16 protein-coding genes and 1 pseudogene are annotated in these 18,687 nt (G+C 41.0%); 11 read left to right on the top strand and 6 right to left on the bottom strand.

The features are described from left to right. Positions 1 to 106: 106 nt before the first annotated feature. Entirely contained in the window at positions 107 to 982 is an 876-nt protein-coding gene (locus CEF17_RS08490; RefSeq protein WP_100399148.1) for a selenium metabolism-associated LysR family transcriptional regulator, read from the bottom strand. Positions 983 to 1,128: 146 nt separating this feature from the next. Here CEF17_RS08490 and phnD point away from each other — a divergent pair, with 146 nt between their 5' ends. The 3 genes from phnD (at position 1,129) to phnC (ending at position 3,783) form a co-directional block, all read left to right on the top strand. After that, positions 1,129 to 2,121: a phosphate/phosphite/phosphonate ABC transporter substrate-binding protein gene (gene phnD, locus CEF17_RS08485; protein WP_100399147.1), complete on the top strand. Its 993-nt coding sequence runs from the start codon at positions 1,129 to 1,131 to the stop codon at positions 2,119 to 2,121. 146 nt (positions 2,122 to 2,267) lie between these two features. Then, complete coding sequence (phnE, locus tag CEF17_RS08480) at positions 2,268 to 3,029, top strand: phosphonate ABC transporter, permease protein PhnE (RefSeq protein ID WP_100399146.1); 762 nt, start codon at positions 2,268 to 2,270, stop codon at positions 3,027 to 3,029. Positions 3,030 to 3,045: 16 nt separating this feature from the next. After that, entirely contained in the window at positions 3,046 to 3,783 is a 738-nt protein-coding gene (gene phnC / locus CEF17_RS08475; protein WP_100399145.1) for a phosphonate ABC transporter ATP-binding protein, read from the top strand. A gap of 34 nt (positions 3,784 to 3,817) precedes the next feature. On the opposite strand, the gene selD is transcribed toward phnC, so the two are convergent. After that, on the bottom strand, positions 3,818 to 4,870 hold the full coding sequence (gene selD / locus CEF17_RS08470; protein WP_100399144.1) for a selenide, water dikinase SelD: 1,053 nt from the start codon (positions 4,868 to 4,870) through the stop codon (positions 3,818 to 3,820). 170 nt (positions 4,871 to 5,040) lie between these two features. On the opposite strand from selD, the pseudogene CEF17_RS08465 reads away from it, so the two are divergent. Both CEF17_RS08465 and selA read left to right on the top strand, forming a co-directional pair. Then, positions 5,041 to 5,232, top strand: a pseudogene (locus tag CEF17_RS08465) (Rdx family protein); the annotation flags it as partial. A 101-nt stretch (positions 5,233 to 5,333) separates the two neighbouring features. Continuing rightward, complete coding sequence (selA, locus tag CEF17_RS08460; RefSeq protein ID WP_100399142.1) at positions 5,334 to 6,761, top strand: L-seryl-tRNA(Sec) selenium transferase; 1,428 nt, start codon at positions 5,334 to 5,336, stop codon at positions 6,759 to 6,761. Positions 6,762 to 6,861: 100 nt separating this feature from the next. Here selA and CEF17_RS08455 read toward each other — a convergent pair whose 3' ends face one another. Next, positions 6,862 to 7,005: a small acid-soluble spore protein P gene (locus CEF17_RS08455; RefSeq protein ID WP_083465514.1), complete on the bottom strand. Its 144-nt coding sequence runs from the start codon at positions 7,003 to 7,005 to the stop codon at positions 6,862 to 6,864. Between the two features lie 328 nt (positions 7,006 to 7,333). Between CEF17_RS08455 and acnA the strand changes: the two genes are divergently transcribed. Then, positions 7,334 to 10,063 carry an aconitate hydratase AcnA gene (gene acnA / locus CEF17_RS08450; protein ID WP_100399141.1) on the top strand — a complete coding sequence of 910 codons (2,730 nt, stop codon included), beginning with the start codon at positions 7,334 to 7,336 and terminating at the stop codon, positions 10,061 to 10,063. Positions 10,064 to 10,345: 282 nt separating this feature from the next. Here acnA and CEF17_RS08445 read toward each other — a convergent pair whose 3' ends face one another. Further along, positions 10,346 to 10,750 (bottom strand): MerR family transcriptional regulator, encoded by a 405-nt coding sequence (locus tag CEF17_RS08445; protein WP_100399140.1) that lies wholly within the window; start codon positions 10,748 to 10,750, stop codon positions 10,346 to 10,348. Between the two features lie 370 nt (positions 10,751 to 11,120). On the opposite strand from CEF17_RS08445, the gene CEF17_RS08440 reads away from it, so the two are divergent. Continuing rightward, positions 11,121 to 12,161 (top strand): NAD(P)-dependent alcohol dehydrogenase, encoded by a 1,041-nt coding sequence (locus CEF17_RS08440; RefSeq protein ID WP_100399139.1) that lies wholly within the window; start codon positions 11,121 to 11,123, stop codon positions 12,159 to 12,161. Between the two features lie 365 nt (positions 12,162 to 12,526). Here CEF17_RS08440 and CEF17_RS08435 read toward each other — a convergent pair whose 3' ends face one another. Together CEF17_RS08435 and CEF17_RS08430 are read right to left on the bottom strand one after the other, a co-directional pair. After that, entirely contained in the window at positions 12,527 to 13,372 is an 846-nt protein-coding gene (locus CEF17_RS08435; RefSeq protein ID WP_100399138.1) for a cupredoxin domain-containing protein, read from the bottom strand. A gap of 243 nt (positions 13,373 to 13,615) precedes the next feature. After that, positions 13,616 to 14,152, bottom strand: a complete 537-nt coding sequence (locus CEF17_RS08430; protein WP_232725468.1) for a DUF2269 domain-containing protein — start codon at positions 14,150 to 14,152, stop codon at positions 13,616 to 13,618. Between the two features lie 638 nt (positions 14,153 to 14,790). Between CEF17_RS08430 and CEF17_RS19980 the strand changes: the two genes are divergently transcribed. The 4 genes from CEF17_RS19980 to ccsA all read left to right on the top strand — a co-directional run bounded on the left by CEF17_RS19980 (position 14,791) and on the right by ccsA (position 18,669). Beyond that, on the top strand, positions 14,791 to 14,934 hold the full coding sequence (locus CEF17_RS19980; RefSeq protein WP_157842988.1) for a hypothetical protein: 144 nt from the start codon (positions 14,791 to 14,793) through the stop codon (positions 14,932 to 14,934). Between the two features lie 351 nt (positions 14,935 to 15,285). Beyond that, positions 15,286 to 15,813, top strand: coding sequence for a thiol-disulfide oxidoreductase ResA (gene resA, locus CEF17_RS08425; protein WP_054637812.1), 528 nt, complete (start codon positions 15,286 to 15,288; stop codon positions 15,811 to 15,813). Between the two features lie 17 nt (positions 15,814 to 15,830). Continuing rightward, entirely contained in the window at positions 15,831 to 17,468 is a 1,638-nt protein-coding gene (gene resB / locus CEF17_RS08420; RefSeq protein WP_100399136.1) for a cytochrome c biogenesis protein ResB, read from the top strand. 1 nt (position 17,469) lies between these two features. After that, the gene (gene ccsA, locus CEF17_RS08415; protein WP_054637813.1) at positions 17,470 to 18,669 is read left to right on the top strand and encodes a cytochrome c biogenesis protein CcsA; all 1,200 of its coding nucleotides are present in this window, start codon (positions 17,470 to 17,472) and stop codon (positions 18,667 to 18,669) included. The last annotated feature ends 18 nt before the right edge of the window (positions 18,670 to 18,687 follow it).

Below are 18,687 nucleotides of genomic sequence, written 5' to 3'. Positions count from 1 at the left end.
TTTTTTAAAAGGGAGTAGCCCCTCTCTAGTCCTTTCTTTTTTGAGTGAAGGTAGTGAAAAGAAGATCGCAGAGCCTCTTGTGGGCGGTGATCTTCTTTTACTGTTTTTACATAGGAAGCATTTTTTTCGCCAGCTTTGTAAATGCCTCGCTTTCATGAAGATTTTCACCGTGTTGAAGGTAAGAGGCATAAAAGGTTCTGCTCGAGGGGAGAAATCCGTAGCGCCCAACATTTCTTTTCTTTTCATGCTGCAGTGCAAGATCAGACACAAATCCATATCCAATGCCTGCTTCAACCAGTGAAAGCATGGACTCTGTCGTAGGTGAAATAGCTGCGGTTTCAAGCTCAGCCATCGACCCGCCCCATTCATTTAATCCTCTTTCTGCCGCGATAAATGTGCCTGACCCTTCCTTTCGTTTAATAAAAGGAAGATGCTGGAGTTCCTCCATTGAAGTTATCTTTTTTTTATCAGGATTAGAAGGTCCAATAATTGCAAGCCTGTCTTCGATAAGAGGGACGACCATAAGCTCAGGATGAGTATGGAAGGCCCCGGTGAGCGCCATATCTAAATCTCCTTTCTTTAAGGAAGCAGAGATGGTTTCTGAATCATCAACCTGCAAAGAAAGGCGAATGTCAGGATAGGCTTTTATAAAAATGCTGCACAACTTTGGCAGAAAGTAGGTTCCGGGTGTGGTGCTTGCACCTATGCGGAACGTTTTTTTCCAGCTTTCCCCTCTTTGAGAGCATCTTTCCTTTAAATCCTCCCACTCTGTCAGCCATTCACTAGCTTTTTCATACACCCATTTTCCTTCCTCGGTCAATGTGAAATGATCCCGGTCAATTAAAGAGACACCAAGTTTTTGTTCCAGAGCCTTTAAATGCTTGGTCACAGCAGACTGAGATATGTGAAGTGTATCAGCTGCTTTGGAAAAGCTTTCTTGATCAGCAAGAACAACAAAGGTTGAAAGCCATTTTTCGTTCATGTATGTCCACCGCCTTTGGTATGCATATAACTTTACAATTATCTTAAACAATGGTAGCTTAATAACGCAATCGTATTCCGTTATGGAATGAATATTTGTACGTTTTGGAAATGATAAGAAAATTGTGAAAGGATGAATGTTCTCCTATGAAAAAGTTTACTATGTTGTGTACAGGTATTATTCTTGCAGGCACCCTCGCAGCCTGTGGAGAGGAAGATGGACAGGAGGAAGTGGATGAAGGGACAGAGGTAGAAGAAACAGAAGAGGAAGCCGGGGAAGAAGAAGCAGAAGAGCCTGGGGAAGACGAAATGGCCGGTGAGGGCGACGATGATGTATTAGAAGTCGCAGTGATCCCTGCTCAGTCAATAGGTGAAATGCAGGACGGTCTTGATCGTCTGGAAGAAACATTGTCAGAAAGCCTGGACAGAGAAGTAGAGGTAGAGCATTACCCTAACTATAACGCTGTGGTTGAAGCCATTAACTACAGTCATATTGACCTTGCTTATTTAGGGCCACTTACTTATTTAATTGCTCACGAAGAAAGCGGAGCCCAGGCTATTTTAACTCAGGAAATTGACGGGGCTCCGTATTACTATTCATATATTATTACCCATGAGGAAGCGCCGTGGGACGACCTTGATGAGCTTCTTGAAGACAGGGAGGAAATTGACTTTGCATTCGCCAGTATTTCCTCAACGTCAGGCTCTTTGATCCCTGGACTTGAGCTGAACCAGCGGGGAGTATTTGAAGATGAAAATAATCATGAATTTGCCAGCGTTCGGTACACCGGCTCTCATGACATTACTTCACAAGTGGTTCAAAACCAGGAAGTTGATGCCGGGGCTGTAGATAGTGCTATTTATAATGCACTGGTAGAAGAAGGAGCAGTCGACGATGACCAGATTAAAGTTATCTGGGAGTCAGAGCAGCTCTATCAATACCCATGGGTTGTCCCTCACGATATGGAAGAGGACGAAATTGAAGCGATTCAAGAGGCGTTTATTGCCATAGAAGACGAAGGAATTTTAAATATCTTTGGCGGGGCTTCAGCATTTGTGGAAGCGGATGACAGCCAGTATGAAGACGTCCTTGAGGCAGCAAGAGAATTTGATATGCTCGATCCTGAGGTTCTGGATTAATCACGCTTTGTTTTAGCCGGTCATCGGTTGACGTATTTCAGCCAGACCGGCTTTTTTCATAATGAACATCTACCTGTCGAAAACTGAGGCTTTCCGACTTTGTCTGTCAGCCTGGTTTTGGAAACACTGGGGAAAGGGTTGAAAACATGATTTGGTTCCACAAAAGATACCTCCTTTATGGAGTTATCTTACTAGCGATCACCTGGTGGAGCATGAGGGAAACGGGCTTTGAGCTTGAAAGATTTGCTCAGTTTACAGATGCTTTTACTTTCATACAAAACCGTTTTTTGCCACCGGAATGGTCTCTGCTTCCTTTGCTGCTCAGGGAATCCCTGGTGACATTGGCAGTGGCTTTCCTTGGTACTTTTTTTGCGCTTATTATTGCTCTGCCACTCAGCTTTGCGTCTGCTTCCAACACAAGCAGAAGCAGAACGGCTTATACGTTCAACCGCTTTTCTTTATCCGGCCTGCGGTCCATCCCTGAGATTGTCTTTGGTCTGGTTTTTGTGGTGGTTATCGGTTTAGGCCCCTTTGCAGCTGTTCTTGCTATTTTACTTCATAATATTGGAGTCCTTGGAAAGCTGATATCCGAGTTGATTGAAGCTTCTGATCCAGGCCCCCATGAAGCAATGAAGTCAGTAGGAGCTCAAAGGCGGATTGCAAGTCTGTTTGCTATCGTCCCGCAAATTTGGCCGAATATTTTATCTCATTATTTTTATCGGTTCGAAGTCGCTATTAGAACCTCTTTAATCCTTGGATTCATTGGCGGGGGCGGGATTGGCCAGCAGCTCTTTAATCAATTTCAAAGCTTTAATTATACAGCGATGGCAGTGAGCATTTTACTTATTATGCTTCTTGTCATAATGGTAGATATGTTTGGCTCATATGTAAGGAAACGAGTGATCTAAGGAAGGAGGGAAAGGTTTGATTATATTAGAAAATGTAACGGTAAAATATCCAGGAGCCGCTGATCCGGCTATTGATAATTTGTCTTTATCATTTCAAAAAGGAGAATTTATTGGTGTGCTTGGAAGGAGCGGGGCTGGAAAATCAACCTTTATCCGGACCATAAACGCCCTCCAGGAGGTAAGTTCAGGAGAAATTTTTGTTGATGACTATTCTGTTCACTCCTTATCAGATGAGGATAAGCGAAGGCTTAGGACAAAGGCCGGCATGATCTTTCAGCATTTCCACCTCATCCCCAGGATGACTGTGCTTCAAAATGTGCTGACCGGGCGGTTTGGCCAAAAGAAATGGTATGAGAATCTACTGGGCTTATATTCGGAGGAGGAAAAGAACGAAGGGAAGAGTGTCATTGAACAAGTTGGCCTGGAGAAAATGGCAGGAAGAAGAGTTGAGGCTCTCAGCGGTGGACAAAAACAGCGAGTGGGAATTGCTCGCGCCCTTATGCAGCAACCTGATATTTTTCTTGGAGATGAGCCAGTAGCAAGCCTTGATCCAAGTACGGCTAAGTCGATCTTTGGGATTCTTCGTTCCGTTCATGACGAAAAAAACCTGGTAACGATCATCAATATCCATGATGTTGAGATTGCCAAGAAGTTTTCAACGAGAATCATTGGCTTAAAAGAAGGAAAGCTTGCTTTTGATGGACGCCCTGAGGAGCTTGATGACAAGGCATATAATAGGATTTACGATGAATAAACCCCTTGGGCTTTTCCAAGGGGTTTATTATACGCTATTTTACTTCAATCGGTCGTTCTGTTCTTTCTGTCACATGGCCGATGATGGCTGCTTCATGAATTCCTTTTGTATGAAGGGCCTCGACATATTGGTCAGCTTCTTCTTCAGGCAATGCTACAAGGAGACCACCTGACGTGATGGCATCACACAATAAAAGCTGCTGAGCTTTACTTAGTCGGTCATCAAAGGAAATGATAGATTCAAGCCAGCTGGCATTGGCCTTTGAGCCACCGGGGATTATTCCCTCCTCGGCAAGCTGCAAGGCTCCTTCAAGGACAGGAATCCGGTCATATTCAAATGAAAAGGTAACATCGCTGGAGCCTGCCATTTCATATCCATGACCGAGTAATCCAAAGCCTGTTACATCTGTTACAGCACTTGGATGGAAAGAATCCAGAGCTTCAGCTGCCTTATTGTTAAGTGCAGCCATTGTCCGGGTAACGGCTTCTTCTTGTTCTTTTGTGACAACCTCACGTTTGATGCCAGTTGTAAGGACGCCAACCCCGATCGGTTTTGTTAAGACAAGAACATCGCCAGGTTTAGCTCCCTGGTTTCTAAATATCTTGTCAGGGTGGACAATTCCAGTTGCAGCCAGTCCGAATTTGGGTTCACTGTCATCAATAGAATGGCCGCCTACAATGGTTGCTCCTGATTCTGCTACTTTATCAGAAGCTCCTTTCATAATCCCTGCTAAAACTTCGTCAGGGAGAGACTTGATTGGAAAACCTACGATATTTAAGACCGTCTTTGGTTTTCCTCCCATCGCATAAATATCGCTTAATGCATTTGCAGCAGCGATTTGGCCAAACATATATGGATCATCCACGATCGGAGTGAAGTAGTCAACGCTTTGCACAAGAGCAAGGTCGTCGGTCAAACGATATACGCCCCCGTCATCAGAGGTGTTCGTACCGACTAACAAATTTGGATCAGCTTCTCGTTCTGGTAAGTGACGCAAAACTTGCGCCAGGTCTTCTGGACCAATTTTGCATCCTCAGCCAGCTTTTGAGGAAAGACTAGTTAGCCTGATTTTATCTTCTTTGCTCATATTAGGACACCTCCTGTAAATTCCTTTTTTGCTGCTTACACTAGTATAAGGGTATCATTTGCATAGTGACAAACAATATCCTAAAATAAAGTTCAGAAATCAATTATAAAGGAGAAGATTTTATTATGAAAGTAACCGTGGAATTTTGCATGCAGTGAAACTTTGCTCCAAAAGCCGTGAGTTTCGCGGACAAACTACTAGATAAATATCGAGGCGCAGTCAGCGCTGTGGAATTAATAACGAGTTCAGGCGGGGCCTTTGAAGTCACAGTTGATGGCGAAAAGGTATACTCAAAGCTTGAACAGGGCAGCTTCCCAGATGAAGATCAATTGATTGAAGAAATTGCAAAATTTAAAGTATAGGTAAACAGGCGGGCCGGTTATTTCTTGGAAAACGGCCCGTGTTTTTATCTCATGGGAGCTGGGATGAAGAGGCGTCCTCGATTAGAAAGGTGAGAAATAATATGAAAGAAGCTGTAAGAATGCTCCCCCCAATTCATGAGCTTCAGGTTGAGCCTGAATATACAGCCCTGGCCTTTCAGGAGAATGGAGTATCATCTGAGAAGTTGACAGAGTGGCTTCGTGAAGAAGTAATGAAGCTGCGAGGTGACCTTCTCCAAGGTCAGGCACCAGTTCCCGTATCTGCTGCTTCCTTTAAGAACCATGTATTGAATGCATTAAAAAAAAGAGTGCAAGCCTTTGAATCCTACACACTTACACGTGTCATTAATGCCACCGGGACGATTCTGCACACCAATCTAGGGCGGGCGCGCTTGAGTGACGAAGCGATTAAACAGGTGATTATGACTTCCTCAAATTATTCCAACCTCGAATATAATATTGGGGAGGGCAAACGGGGATCCAGACATGATTTGATCGAAGATTTACTTACCGAGGTAACCGGGGCAGAAGCTGCTATGGTTGTTAATAACAATGCTGCGGCTGTTTTTTTCGTCCTTCATGCTCTGGCAAAAAATAAGGAAGTGATAGTTTCCAGGGGCCAGCTTGTAGAGATCGGCGGATCCTTCCGTGTTTCATCAATAATGGAGGAAAGTGGTGCACACTTAGTCGAGGTAGGCACAACGAACAAGACTCATTTATATGATTATGAAAATGCGCTGAATAATGATACGGGCATGATAATGAAGGTGCATACGAGTAATTTTAAAACGATTGGTTTTACAGCCGAAGTGGGTCTTGAAGAGCTTATTACGTTAAAAGATAAAAAACAAGACAGCCAGTTTATAATATATGAAGACCTGGGAAGCGGAGCGTTGTATGATTTTTCTTCTCATGGAATTGGAGACGAGCCTACTGTAAGAGAGGTTATTGAAAAAGGAGCCGATTTAGTTACATTTTCAGGAGATAAGCTGCTTGGCGGTCCTCAAGCTGGAATTATAGCCGGCAAGAAGGAAACCATCCAAAAGCTCAAGAAAAATCAACTGGCCCGAGTACTTAGGGTTGATAAAATGACCCTGGCCGCCTTGGAAGCCACGTTGAAAGCATACGTAAAAGGAATTGAGGGGGTACATACTCTTCCTGTCGGTAAAATGGTCCTAGAGAGCAAGGAGGAAGTAAAGAACCGGGCAGAGGTCTTTTTAAAGGGCTTGGACGCTACTTCCTGGAGGGCATCTCTTATTGAAGAAACCTCACAAATAGGTGGAGGAACGATGCCGGATGTTTCATTATCCACGTTTGCAGTGAAAGTGGAGCTTGAGGCTGAAATAGTTGAAAAAGTACTAAAATTATTGAGAAACGGTGATGAACCTCCAGTTGTGGCCCGTGCGAAAGGAAACAGTGTTATTTTGGACTTTCGTACCGTTACCTGGGAAGAAACTGAGGTGCTCGTTCATCGTTTTGTCGCTCTTGACCAACATTTTCATTCCTCATAGCGGCTGTCGTCAAAGGCTTTTTATAGAAAGAAAAACGAGCTGGCATGAACGCTTTCAGCTCGTTTTTCTTTTCTTTTTCTTTTTGAAGAAGTGGACTTATTTATCCTCTGCCTCCATGTGCCTGATTGACGTGATTGCGCTGTTTTACTTTTTTTGAACCTGGCATAGGTTCTTGCATTCCTTCTGAGTCTGTATTTTTAGGTGAATTTCTTCTCTGGTCTTTATACGTGTTTTTTTCCGTCATCCTGTACCCTCCTTTCGTACGTAGGATAAACAGAGGGGAGAAAAACATACAGAAAAAAGAAATCTTACAAAAGGACATATCACAAGAGGGTGAAATAAAAGAACTAGCACGGCTGCATGTTGCAGTCAACAACCTTTTTCCTCGTACATATTACAGAAAGATGAAAATATTTTCACTAAGCCATTTATATTTTTAAAAAGTTTTGCTATTCTTGAATAGGGAAGATTTGCGACTACAAGTATCAAAGCGTTTTCAATAGTTTTGAGCAATATCTTCGACATTTTCCCAAATGTGTTATATGATAGTTTTAAAAAGGAGGGAATACATAATGAGTAAAAACAATGATGTTTTTAACTCCCGCAAGTCCTTTTCTGTCAATGGAAAGACTTACAACTATTATGACATTAAAGCGCTTGAGGAAGCAGGAGTAGGTAAAGTATCTAATCTTCCATACTCCGTGAAAGTATTACTGGAATCTGTACTAAGACAGTACGATGATAAAGTAATCAAGAAAGAGCATATTGAAAGTCTGGCAAAATGGAGCGCCGACAATAGTGGTGCCGAGGATGTACCTTTTAAGCCCTCACGTGTTATCTTGCAGGACTTTACAGGGGTGCCGGCTGTTGTAGACTTAGCTTCTCTTCGTAAGGCTATGGCTGACATTGGCGGTGATCCTCAGTCTATTAATCCTGCTATTCCGGTAGATTTAGTCGTAGACCATTCTGTTCAAGTGGATAAGTTTGGACAAAGCGACTCTTTAGAGCAAAATATGAACCTTGAATTTGAAAGAAATGAGGAGCGTTACAAGCTTCTAAGCTGGGCAACAAAAGCATTTGATAACTATAGTGCAGTGCCGCCGGCGACTGGTATTGTCCATCAGGTGAACCTTGAGTATCTTGCTTCCGTAGTACATGCTGTAGAAGGTGAAGACGGCAGCTATGAAGCATACCCGGATACACTGGTAGGAACAGATTCCCATACAACAATGATAAACGGCCTTGGTGTCCTAGGCTGGGGTGTGGGCGGAATTGAGGCAGAAGCTGGAATGCTTCAGCAGCCTTCTTATTTCCCAGCTCCGGAAGTTATTGGTGTGCGCTTAAGCGGCTCCATTCCTGAGGGAGCAACAGCTACTGATGTCGCCCTTAAGGTAACACAAGTACTTCGTGAGCAAAACGTTGTTGGTAAGTTTGTTGAATTCTTCGGTGAAGGACTTGCAGATCTTCCTCTCGCTGACCGAGCTACGATTTCCAACATGGCTCCTGAATATGGAGCAACTTGCGGGTTTTTCCCAGTAGACCAAGAAGCTTTGAATTACCTTCGCCTGACTGGCCGCAGTGAAGAGCATATTGAAGTGGTTTCTACTTATTGTAAGGAAAACGGCCTTTACTATACTCCAGGTACAGAAGAGCCGACATTTACTAAAGTAGTAGAAATTCCGTTAAATGAAATTGAACCAAGTCTTTCCGGGCCAAAGCGTCCTCAGGACCTTATCACTCTTAAAGATATGCGTGAGCAGTTTGTGAAAGCATTGTCTGCTCCAGCAGGAAACCAAGGGTTTGGACTTGCTCCGGAGGATATTGATAAGGAAGTAGAAATCGATCATCCAAGTGGAAAGAAATCCACGATGAAAACAGGTGCGGTTACAATCGCAGCGATTACGAGCTGTACAAACACCTCTAACCCTTCTGTTATGCTTGGAGCCGGACTCCTTGCTAAAAAAGCTGTAGAGAAAGGTCTTGAGGTTCCAGGCTATGTGAAGACCTCTCTTGCACCAGGATCAAAAGTAGTTACAAGATATTTGGAAGATTCCGGTCTGCTTCCATATTTGGACAAGCTTGGATTCAACCTTGTGGGCTACGGCTGTACAACTTGTATCGGAAACAGCGGACCGCTTCCAGTGGAAGTGGAGGAAGCAATTGCTGATAATGATATGCTTGTAAGCTCTGTTCTTAGCGGAAACAGAAACTTTGAAGGACGCATTCACCCCCTTGTAAAAGCCAACTACCTTGCTTCACCGCCGCTTGTAGTAGCTTACGCTCTTGCAGGTAATGTGAACTTTGATATTCAAAAGGACTCCTTTGGAAAAGACAAAGACGGCAACGATGTATATTTTAAAGATTTATGGCCGTCCGCCGGGGAAGTCAAAGAATTTATCGCTCAAAGTGTTTCCCCTGAAATCTTTAAGTCAGAATATGAGTCTGTATTCGATAACAATGAACGCTGGAACGAGCTTCAATCCGATGAAAATGACGCATTATATGATTGGGATGAAGAGTCCACGTACATTCAAAACCCGCCGTTCTTTGAAGATCTTTCTGAGAACCCAGAGGATATTAAAGAGCTTAATGAACTGCGCGCGATCGGTAAGTTTGGTGACTCCGTTACTACGGACCACATTTCTCCTGCCGGTTCAATTGCAAAGGACAGCCCAGCAGGTAAATACTTGATGAGCAAAGGCTTAAAGCCTGCGCAATTTAACTCCTATGGTTCCCGTCGTGGTAATCATGAAGTTATGATGCGTGGTACGTTTGCAAATATCCGCATTAAGAACCAGCTAGCACCTGGCACAGAGGGCGGTTACACTACGTACTGGCCAACTGGTGAGGTAATGGCTATTTATGATGCAGCTATGAAGTACAAAGAGAATGAGACTGGTCTCTTAGTAATGGCTGGAAAAGACTACGGTATGGGAAGCTCTCGTGACTGGGCAGCCAAAGGTACAAACCTTCTAGGCATCAAGACAGTTATCGCCGAAAGCTTTGAGCGTATCCACCGCAGTAACCTTGTTCTTATGGGTGTTCTTCCTCTTCAATTTAAAGAAGGCGAGAACGCTGAGAAGTTAGGACTGACTGGTAAGGAAACCTTTGATGTGAAGGTGGATAATACCGTTCAGCCTCGTGATCATGTAACCGTGATTGCTACAGATGAAGATGGAAAGACTACTGAGTTTGAAGTACTTGTACGTTTCGATAGTGACGTTGAAATCGACTACTATCGTCATGGCGGTATTCTTCAAATGGTTCTTCGCAGCAGATTGGCTGCTGCAAAGAGCAGCTAATAAGGTAAAAAGGCTGACCTGCCGGGTCAGCCTTTTTTATGATCATTAATGACAATCACACGAATATACAGGGGGCAACGCAGGCATAGGTACAAGACGAAGATAATAAAAGGGCGTCTCCCTTAAGAAACAAATAGTCATCGTCCCCTTAAAAATTTCCCAGTAGTTGTCCGAAATATATCGGCTGTTTGTTCTATAGTCTAAAAGGTATGGTGCATTACATACAGAGCCATTTATACCTCCTGTATAACGGATGCGTATTAGTGGCTATTAAGCAGCGAACTAGATCTCTATTTTATTGTTTTTATGAATATTTTCCGTTCCTGCGTTCACAGCAGTCTTGTAATACCAGCATTTATGCTCAATGAGTGCCATCGTCTTCTTTAAATCTTCTATTTGTGACTCTACCTTGGCCTTTCGTTCTAGGAACAAGTCATACCTTTGCTGCAATGTGGCATCCCCGTCAGCACACCAATCAATAAAGTTTTTAATTTCCTTAATGGGCATCCCGGTGGATTTTAGACATTCTATTATGTTCAAAGCATCGATGTCAGATTTTTTAAACAATCTTGTTCCATTGGGCGATCGTTCCACAAAAGGTAATAACCCCTCCTTGTCGTAATAACGTAAGGTATATGCTGTAAGGTTCAGCTCTTTAGCAACTTCGCTTATAGAATATGTCTTCATCACTTATCTCCTTTTTTAGGATCGTATAGATTTGTTAGATTTAGAGTTAACTCTATGTTTTAAGGTGAATGTATCACTGTTTATAGTAAGTGTCAAAGTCCTCGTATATAGAGACATGGAGAGTGTGTTACAACTCATATAAAGAATCCGGTTACAACTTCTTTTATTTATTGAAACTGGATGAAAGGCGTAAATTTCAAAGGAATGTAATACCTTGACTTAGAGTGAACTATAAGGATTACCATTGTGATAGAAGAGAAGAAGCAGGATGGAAATGAATCAAAGGTTAGTTCAAAACCCTGAGTTCTTTCCTTCATCCTGTACAAGTGTATTCTCTGAAGAAAAGTTATAAATACAGGAGGTTTTACCTTTGATCACTGCTAAAGCACGAGCCGTTGATGGACCAAACAAACCCTTTCGAGCTACTGAAATTAAACGACGTGACCTTGATGGGCAAGATGTTTTGATTGAAATAAAATATTCAGGAATATGCCACTCTGACATTCATACTGCTCACGGTGAATGGGGAGGTGTGAACTATCCTCTTGTACCAGGGCATGAAATTGCAGGCATTGTGACGGATGTAGGAGACGAAGTGACGAAGTACAAGGTTGGTGACCGGGTAGGGGTTGGATGTATGGTCGACTCTTGTGGAGAATGTGAGAACTGCCAAAAAGGAGAAGAGCAATATTGTCTCAAAGGAAATGTACCTACCTATGCTGGTGTGGACAAATACGGGGAGTCGACTCAAGGTGGCTATTCCACCCACATTGTTGTAACTGAGGATTTTGTACTTCGTATTCCTGAGGGGATCGAATTAGATGCTGCCGCACCATTACTTTGTGCAGGAATTACAACTTACTCTCCGTTAAACCATTGGGGAGCTGGGCCAGATAAAAAAGTCGCGATAGTAGGCATGGGCGGTCTTGGTCATATGGCTGTTAAAATTGCACACGCCCTGGGTGCAGAGGTTACCGTTCTCTCACAAACATTAAAGAAAAAAGATGATGGGTTGCAATTTGGGGCAGACCACTACTATGCCACTAGCGATCCTGAAATCTTTAATAAGCTTGCTGGAACGTTTGATCTTATAATTAATACTGTTAGTGCAAAAGTGGACATGAATGCTTACCTCTCGTTGTTAACATTAGATGGAACCCTGGTAAACGTGGGAGCCCCTTCAGAGCCACTGCCCATAAATGTATTCTCTCTCATTGGTCATCGTCGTTCATTTGCGGGATCTATGATAGGAGGTATCCGTGAAACACAGGAAATGCTAGATTTCTGTGCAGAACACCATATTTTTCCGAAAATTGAAGTGATATCTGCAGACCAAATTGACGAAGCATATAAACGAGTATTAGGATCGGATGTAAAGTATCGATTCGTAATTGACATTAGTACCATGTGAGGGATGGTAAAGAATAGCTCTGCTTCAACACTTTATATACCAATCATCCTTTGCAAATACTAATAGGAATGTAAATAGCCGCTCCCCCTTCATGCCAATAAGATGCCCACAAGGTAAGCTGTCCCTGGTTATAAATCAATTTACTTGGATAATTCCATTTTAACGGCAGGATAGCAAATCCTGTCGTTTTTTATAGCTTAAGTAAGTTTTGCTTTAGGTGTACATCTGAACGTACGTTATTGTAAAGAACCCGGTAAGATTTAGAAGTTTATTAATATTTAAATAAGAACCTCTTTTTGGTGTAAATATCTACTAGAATAAGCAATAGGAAAGAGGATGTAGGTGCGCTTTTTTTACCATTGACATTACTCAGTACTAACCACTGAAATGCTTGTTACCATACCAGCTTCTTTATGACCAGGAAGCGAACATATAGCTTGATAAATTCCAGGCTCCGTAAAAATAACGGACTGGCTATTAGTGGTCCTGGGAGATGTATGAATATGAGCCCCTGCCTCTTTAATTACAAAGTCATGCTCCTGAGAACCCGAGTTCGTTAACGTAAAAGTAATCTCTTCATTTAATGGTACACGAATATCCTTTGGATGAAAATTATATTCCGTGGCATGAAGCATAATATTGTTGTGTGAAGCATGACCTTGGGTAGAATCATCTATTATGCTGATGTTAGCCGGAAAGGAATAAGTATGAAAACTGATAATGAAAAGGAAAACAACAAAAAAATAAGCCAGTGGTTGAAACAAAACATTTTTTTTCATTTTTACTTTATTTATCTCATGAATTTGCAACAGGTACACAAGAAAGAAAATAGCTACAGTTAAAAGAGTCATGACCCGCAGCAACTGAATAAATGTTTCAGGAGCACTCATAACACCGAGCATCGTACCCATCATTCCACCCATTATTCCAGCCATAAGCCCCTCTAAAGAGGCTGCCAGAGAGAATGGGTAGCCTGATATAACTCCAATGACTAATCCTATAAGCATACTGATAACCGTCATTTCAAAAAAGGCAGTGGGATATAAAATAGATGTTATTGTCCCTGTACTTAAACCAACAATCATTCCTAATGTCATGGCAATTACCATGCCTGCCATATTGCTTATTACGCTTTTAAATAAATAGGAAAAGATTAATAACCAACTTAACAACAAGGTGATAATAATTACAAGGGCGATAAGATGCAGCACATTATTTTCTCCTCTCCATGCTTAACTCCTTTTCATTTTATTAAGAGAGAAATATTAATATGTACAAGTATTTCCTTTGGCCTTTAAGAATAGGAGGATTTGTTCTTTAGGTGGTAGAGTGATAGACAGTATGTTGTTTAGGGGGTGAACTTACTCACTCTATGTTTTCTTTTCTATGTATTTTAACCAAGCAATGTTAAAAGTTTTTCTCGGGAAAGGAGAGTTGTTAGAGTTTGTTGTTCCCTATAATTTTTTATCCTTTTCGTATTGTTTACGCCATCCGTATTTGGTTACACCTTTTGGTTTATACATTGATAAAATCATATTAAGAAGCAGTACAACTAGAGCTCCTACTGAATGGAGGAGACCATGGGCTCCCTTTAGCTCATCAAGGCTAGTACTTGGTTCTCTTGCTAATTCTGCTACTAAACTGATAGTCTGCGTGTATTGGAATAGGATAAAGATAGCTATTATAGTCAGCAAAAATTTTGCCAGGATCCAATAGTGACGAAATAATCCCCATGTGGTACTCAGTGACATAAATAGCCCGGTAAGCAGGGAGGCCAACGCTAAGGGAACAACAGCATAATAGGTGATTGGTTCCATGGAGATAAGAGCTGCACGTATTATATGAGCATCCCGGCTAGTTAAAGTTGTAATGACTAAAGCTAGATAGGCGAATACTGCTCCTATCCATCCGATCGAAACTGTAACGTGAACGGTTAATGCAAACTTACGAAATTGTGTATTCGCTTTCTTTCCTCTATTCTTAATGCCCAAAATGCATCCCAGGTCCATGGTTTCCTCCGGTAATGATTATAATAATTATTACCAACAAGAGTATTACGATCAGGGAAAGGCCTGAAACTTTTACCCACCGTGGTGTGCTTGGTGGACGCGGCTGTTTATTAGAATTATTGTTTAACTGTGGTGTTTTACTCAAATGAAGATAACCTCCTTTTTAAATTTATTACACAATCTCAGTATAACAAGAATTTATGTAGAGAGAGTGAAGACAGACCACTTCTTTTTAAGTAACCGCTTTGTAAATTCTTTACTGTTTTTAAAACTTGAGTACGTACAAAATAAGGCAATAGAATCTCTACTAACTTGCAAAATGAAAATACATAAGCAATTTTACGTCTATTTGATATGGAGCGGCGTACAAAATACCCAATTTAGCAAAGTCAGACAACAGGTATGCCTAGCTTCCTTTCTTTTATAAATCAAGATCGCAGAGGATTCTATCAAAGAGAACGATCCTTTTGTATTTTAGATACAGTACTGTGTGTCAACCCTTAGAATATTATGTTCGGCCATATTGTAAAACACAATGGCATCTATTATTGTGGTTTAAGGATAAAAAGGTATTGAAAATAGAAAGGTTATCAGTGAAACATTATAAAAGGAGGTTTCATATGATTAAAAAATGGTGGTTTTGGTTGTTAGTTGTTTTGTTTATTGTGATTAATATATCCATCACTAACATGTCTAACGACAGTGATGCTAAATATCAAAATGATCGTCCTCACCCTTTATATAGCGACATACCAACTCATTAATATAATAAGTCTAAAATGAGCATTAAAAAACCCTATTGATAATTGTCGACAGGGTTTTTTAATGCTCATTTTTATTTTAATCAAACTTTCATCACAATTAATGTTTATCCTTATATATGGCCAACCAATGAAATGGAAATCTCACAATTAAGTAGAGAAAAGATCAACTCTTTACAATGAAAATTTACTATTTGGAGGTGTACGGAATAAAAAGTGAATTGGCGGTACCTAAGGGAGCCCTTAAATCATAAATATTTATTGGGACAAACAGTGGAGGTATACAACACAATAACTCAAGAGGATAGGGTCACTTTTAACACTCAGTATTCATAGAAGAAGGAGGTTAATTGTATGAAGAAAAAGCGAAGATTGATTATTAGGTCTACAGTCTTAGGGGTAATTGCCCTAGCTCTTGGTTATACATTTTATAGTAATTTTTTTAATGACGAGGAAACTCAAGTTCAGGTGGGAGATGAGGCTCCTAATTTTGTGTTGGAAGACTTAGAAGGAAATAGAGTTGAATTAGAAGAGTATAAGGGACAAGGAGTCTTCTTAAACTTTTGGGGAACTTTTTGTCCACCTTGTGAGAGAGAGATGCCTTATATGGAGAACCAATATCAAATTTATCAGGATCAGGATGTTGAGATCTTAGCTGTCAACGTTGGGGAAACAGACCTTGCTGTGTCCAGGTTTGTGGATCGCCATGAATTGACCTTTCCTATTCCCATGGATAAAGGGTCGGATGTAGTTGATCGATATGGAGTCCGACCACTGCCAACTACCTTTCTTATCGACTCAGAAGGCATAGTCACAAAAGTAATCACAGGGGGCATGACGGAAGAACATATCTCAGACTATATGGAAAGCATCACCCCTTAATAGAAAGGAGAAGAATAATGAGTAAGATTACTTGCAGTTGCGGGCAAGTAAATCCCGAGGGAACAGACATATGTCAAGCATGCGGAAAGCCCCTCACAGAAAATGTAAAGAATAAACAGTCTATATTAGATATGAGGTACGAGGGTGCTGCCAGGCGCTCACAAACCTATAACAAATCACTTATAGATAAAATTTGGAACTTCTTTTCTTCTGTTAAAGTAGGGGTTGGAATTATTGTTATTTTATTGGTTTCTTCTTCGTTAGGGACCCTTTTCCCTCAAGAATTATACATCCCAAGAACTGGAGATCCGGGACAGTACTATTACGAAGAATACGGAGTGGCCGGTAAAGTTTTTTATGACTTAGGATTTCACAACCTATACAGCTCTTGGTGGTATATGCTTCTAGTGGCTGCCTTAGGAGTTTCATTACTTATTGCAAGCATAGACCGCGTTGTGCCACTTTATCGCTCTCTCAAAAATCAGAAGGTGACAAGACACTCTTCTTTTTTAAAAAGACAACGCTTTTTTAGCCGTACATATGCAAATACTGCAGAAGTAGATAACATTCTGTCAAATTCGATGTCTGCGTTACAAGCAAAAAAATATAAGGTTCGACAAGAAAATGGTAACCTCTTTGCTGAAAAAGGACGGTTTTCAAGGTGGGGTCCCTATGTTAATCATTTAGGGCTTATTATATTTTTAATTGGTGTCATGTTTCGATTTTTTCCAGGCATGTATGTCGATGAAGTTCTGTGGCTCCGTGAGGGGGATAAAGCAGTGATCCCTGGAACAAATGGAGAGTATTATTTGGAAAACGAAGAATTTAAAGTAGAACTTTACGATCAAGAAGATGAGCTGTTTGGAGAAGCCATTGCTCGTGCTGGCGGTATGGTAGTTGAAAACTATCAAACAAACGCAACATTGTATAAGAGTATGGCTGGAGAGGTTGTTGGTCAGAATACACTCGAAGAAAAGTTCAGTGGTGAAATTCGAGTCAATGAACCTATGAAGTTTTCCACTTTTGGTCTTTACCAAGTTGATTACAAATTAAACGAGTTTAGTACCATCACTTTTGCTCTTGAAGATAGTGAAACAGAAGAAGTGCTCGGGGAATTTACTGTCGATCTCTTCGATCCAAAAAATATGTATGAGGTAGGAGACGGGAACCGTGTCGAGTTACGAGAGTATTATCCTAACTATTTCTTAGATGATGATGGTTTACCTAGTACAGAATCAAGTATCCCTGATAATCCGGCCTTTATTTTTGACTTTTTCACACCAGATACACCTGAAGGAGAATCCAGCTTTCTTGGGATAGGAAGGAATGTGGAACCTATGGGTGAGGAGGACAACCAATATCAAATCCGCTTTGCAGATATTGACACTCACAATGTAACGGGTTTAACAGTGAGAAAAGATCAAACACTAGGGCTTATTAGTGTTGGAGGGGTGATCTTTATGATCGGCCTGGTGCAAGGAAGTTATTGGAACCATAGGAGAATTTGGATTCAGAATGTTAACGGAGAGGTGTGGATGTCGGCTCACACAAATAAAAATATATATGGCATTAAAAAAGATCTTGAATCTATCTCAACTACAACCGGTTTAATACCACCAATAGACCAAAAAGAAAAAGAGGGAAAGGAGAGATAGAATGGCTTCCATAAGTAGTGCTCTTTTGCTGGCAGCCTTTTTTATCTATTTAATAGCTACCGTATTTTTTTCATTAGCTGTCACAGGAGAACATAAACAAAAAGAAGCGAAAAAGAACAAGAAATGGGACAACGTTGGTTTTGCTCTTGCTACACTAGGATTGGTTTTGCAACTCGGTTATTTCATAACAAGATGGATAGCTGCTGGCCATGCCCCCATTAGTAATATGTTTGAATATACCGTATTTTTAGGAATGACGATCTCTTTTGGTTTTTTAATTCTTCATTTAATTTATAAAAAGAGTGTGCTTGGTTTATTTACAATGCCTCTTGTTACAATCATTATTGCTTACGCTTCTGTATTCCCAACAGAAATATCGCCCTTGATTCCGGCTTTACAAACCTATTGGCTTCAAATCCATGTTTCGACTACAGCGATCGGTCAAGGGATTTTAGCCATCGGCTTTGTCGCTGGTCTTGTTTACTTAATCCGTGTCGTGGATCAAAGTAAAAGAAGCAAACAAACCTTTTGGCTTGAAGCAATTATGTTTACAATGGTTAGCGCGGTTGGCATAGCGTTTACACTTTTCCTTTTTAGTTTGCTAAATTATGAAGTTACATTTAACTGGGTTAACGAGTTGGAAACGGAATCTCAGATTGATTACCAACTTCCAGCAATTGTAGGTCCTCATGAGGGAGAATTTGCTTCCTCGAGTAATGGGAATTTTGGACCTCTTTTTGAAACTCCTTCCTGGATGAATGGAGTGGAGTCCCCAAGAAAGTTTAATACATTCTTATGGTCCCTTGTCTCAGGAATTATATTATATAGTGGGCTAAGGGTGTCATTACGAAAAAGAATTAGCGGAGCAATCCAACCATTGCTAAGTAAGACCAACCCTCAATTGTTTGATGAAGTGAGTTACCGATCTGTGGTCATAGGATTTCCAATCTTTACATTAGGGGGACTTATTTTTGCTATGATTTGGGCACAAATAGCCTGGACAAGGTTTTGGGGATGGGATCCTAAGGAGGTTTGGGCCTTAATTACTTTCTTATTTTATGCTGCGTACTTACATTTACGTTTATCACGAGGATGGCATGGAGAAAAGTCTGCCTGGCTTATGGTTATTGGGTTTGCGATCATCATGTTTAACCTTTTATTTATCAATTTAGTCGTAGCCGGTTTGCATTCTTATGCTTAATAGTTAAGGAGGAAAATA

Origin of the sequence: Bacillus sp. FJAT-44742 (assembly GCF_002797315.1) — a bacterium.
In the GTDB taxonomy this organism is placed as follows: domain Bacteria; phylum Bacillota; class Bacilli; order Bacillales; family Marinococcaceae; genus Thalassorhabdus; species Thalassorhabdus alkalitolerans.
This window is presented reverse-complemented; position numbering and strand designations above follow the sequence as displayed.

What these genes read in the sequence shown, in the direction of transcription:
- acnA (WP_100399141.1), top strand. Translation starts at nt 7,334, where the DNA reads ATGAGTAAAAACAATGATGTTTTTAACTCCCGCAAGTCCTTTTCTGTC.
- resA (WP_054637812.1), top strand. Translation starts at nt 15,286, where the DNA reads ATGAAGAAAAAGCGAAGATTGATTATTAGGTCTACAGTCTTAGGGGTA.
- CEF17_RS08445 (WP_100399140.1), bottom strand. Translation starts at nt 10,750, where the DNA reads ATGAAGACATATTCTATAAGCGAAGTTGCTAAAGAGCTGAACCTTACA.
- resB (WP_100399136.1), top strand. Translation starts at nt 15,831, where the DNA reads ATGAGTAAGATTACTTGCAGTTGCGGGCAAGTAAATCCCGAGGGAACA.
- phnD (WP_100399147.1), top strand. Translation starts at nt 1,129, where the DNA reads ATGAAAAAGTTTACTATGTTGTGTACAGGTATTATTCTTGCAGGCACC.
- ccsA (WP_054637813.1), top strand. Translation starts at nt 17,470, where the DNA reads ATGGCTTCCATAAGTAGTGCTCTTTTGCTGGCAGCCTTTTTTATCTAT.
- phnE (WP_100399146.1), top strand. Translation starts at nt 2,268, where the DNA reads ATGATTTGGTTCCACAAAAGATACCTCCTTTATGGAGTTATCTTACTA.
- CEF17_RS08455 (WP_083465514.1), bottom strand. Translation starts at nt 7,005, where the DNA reads ATGACGGAAAAAAACACGTATAAAGACCAGAGAAGAAATTCACCTAAA.
- CEF17_RS08490 (WP_100399148.1), bottom strand. Translation starts at nt 982, where the DNA reads ATGAACGAAAAATGGCTTTCAACCTTTGTTGTTCTTGCTGATCAAGAA.
- selA (WP_100399142.1), top strand. Translation starts at nt 5,334, where the DNA reads ATGAAAGAAGCTGTAAGAATGCTCCCCCCAATTCATGAGCTTCAGGTT.
- CEF17_RS19980 (WP_157842988.1), top strand. Translation starts at nt 14,791, where the DNA reads ATGATTAAAAAATGGTGGTTTTGGTTGTTAGTTGTTTTGTTTATTGTG.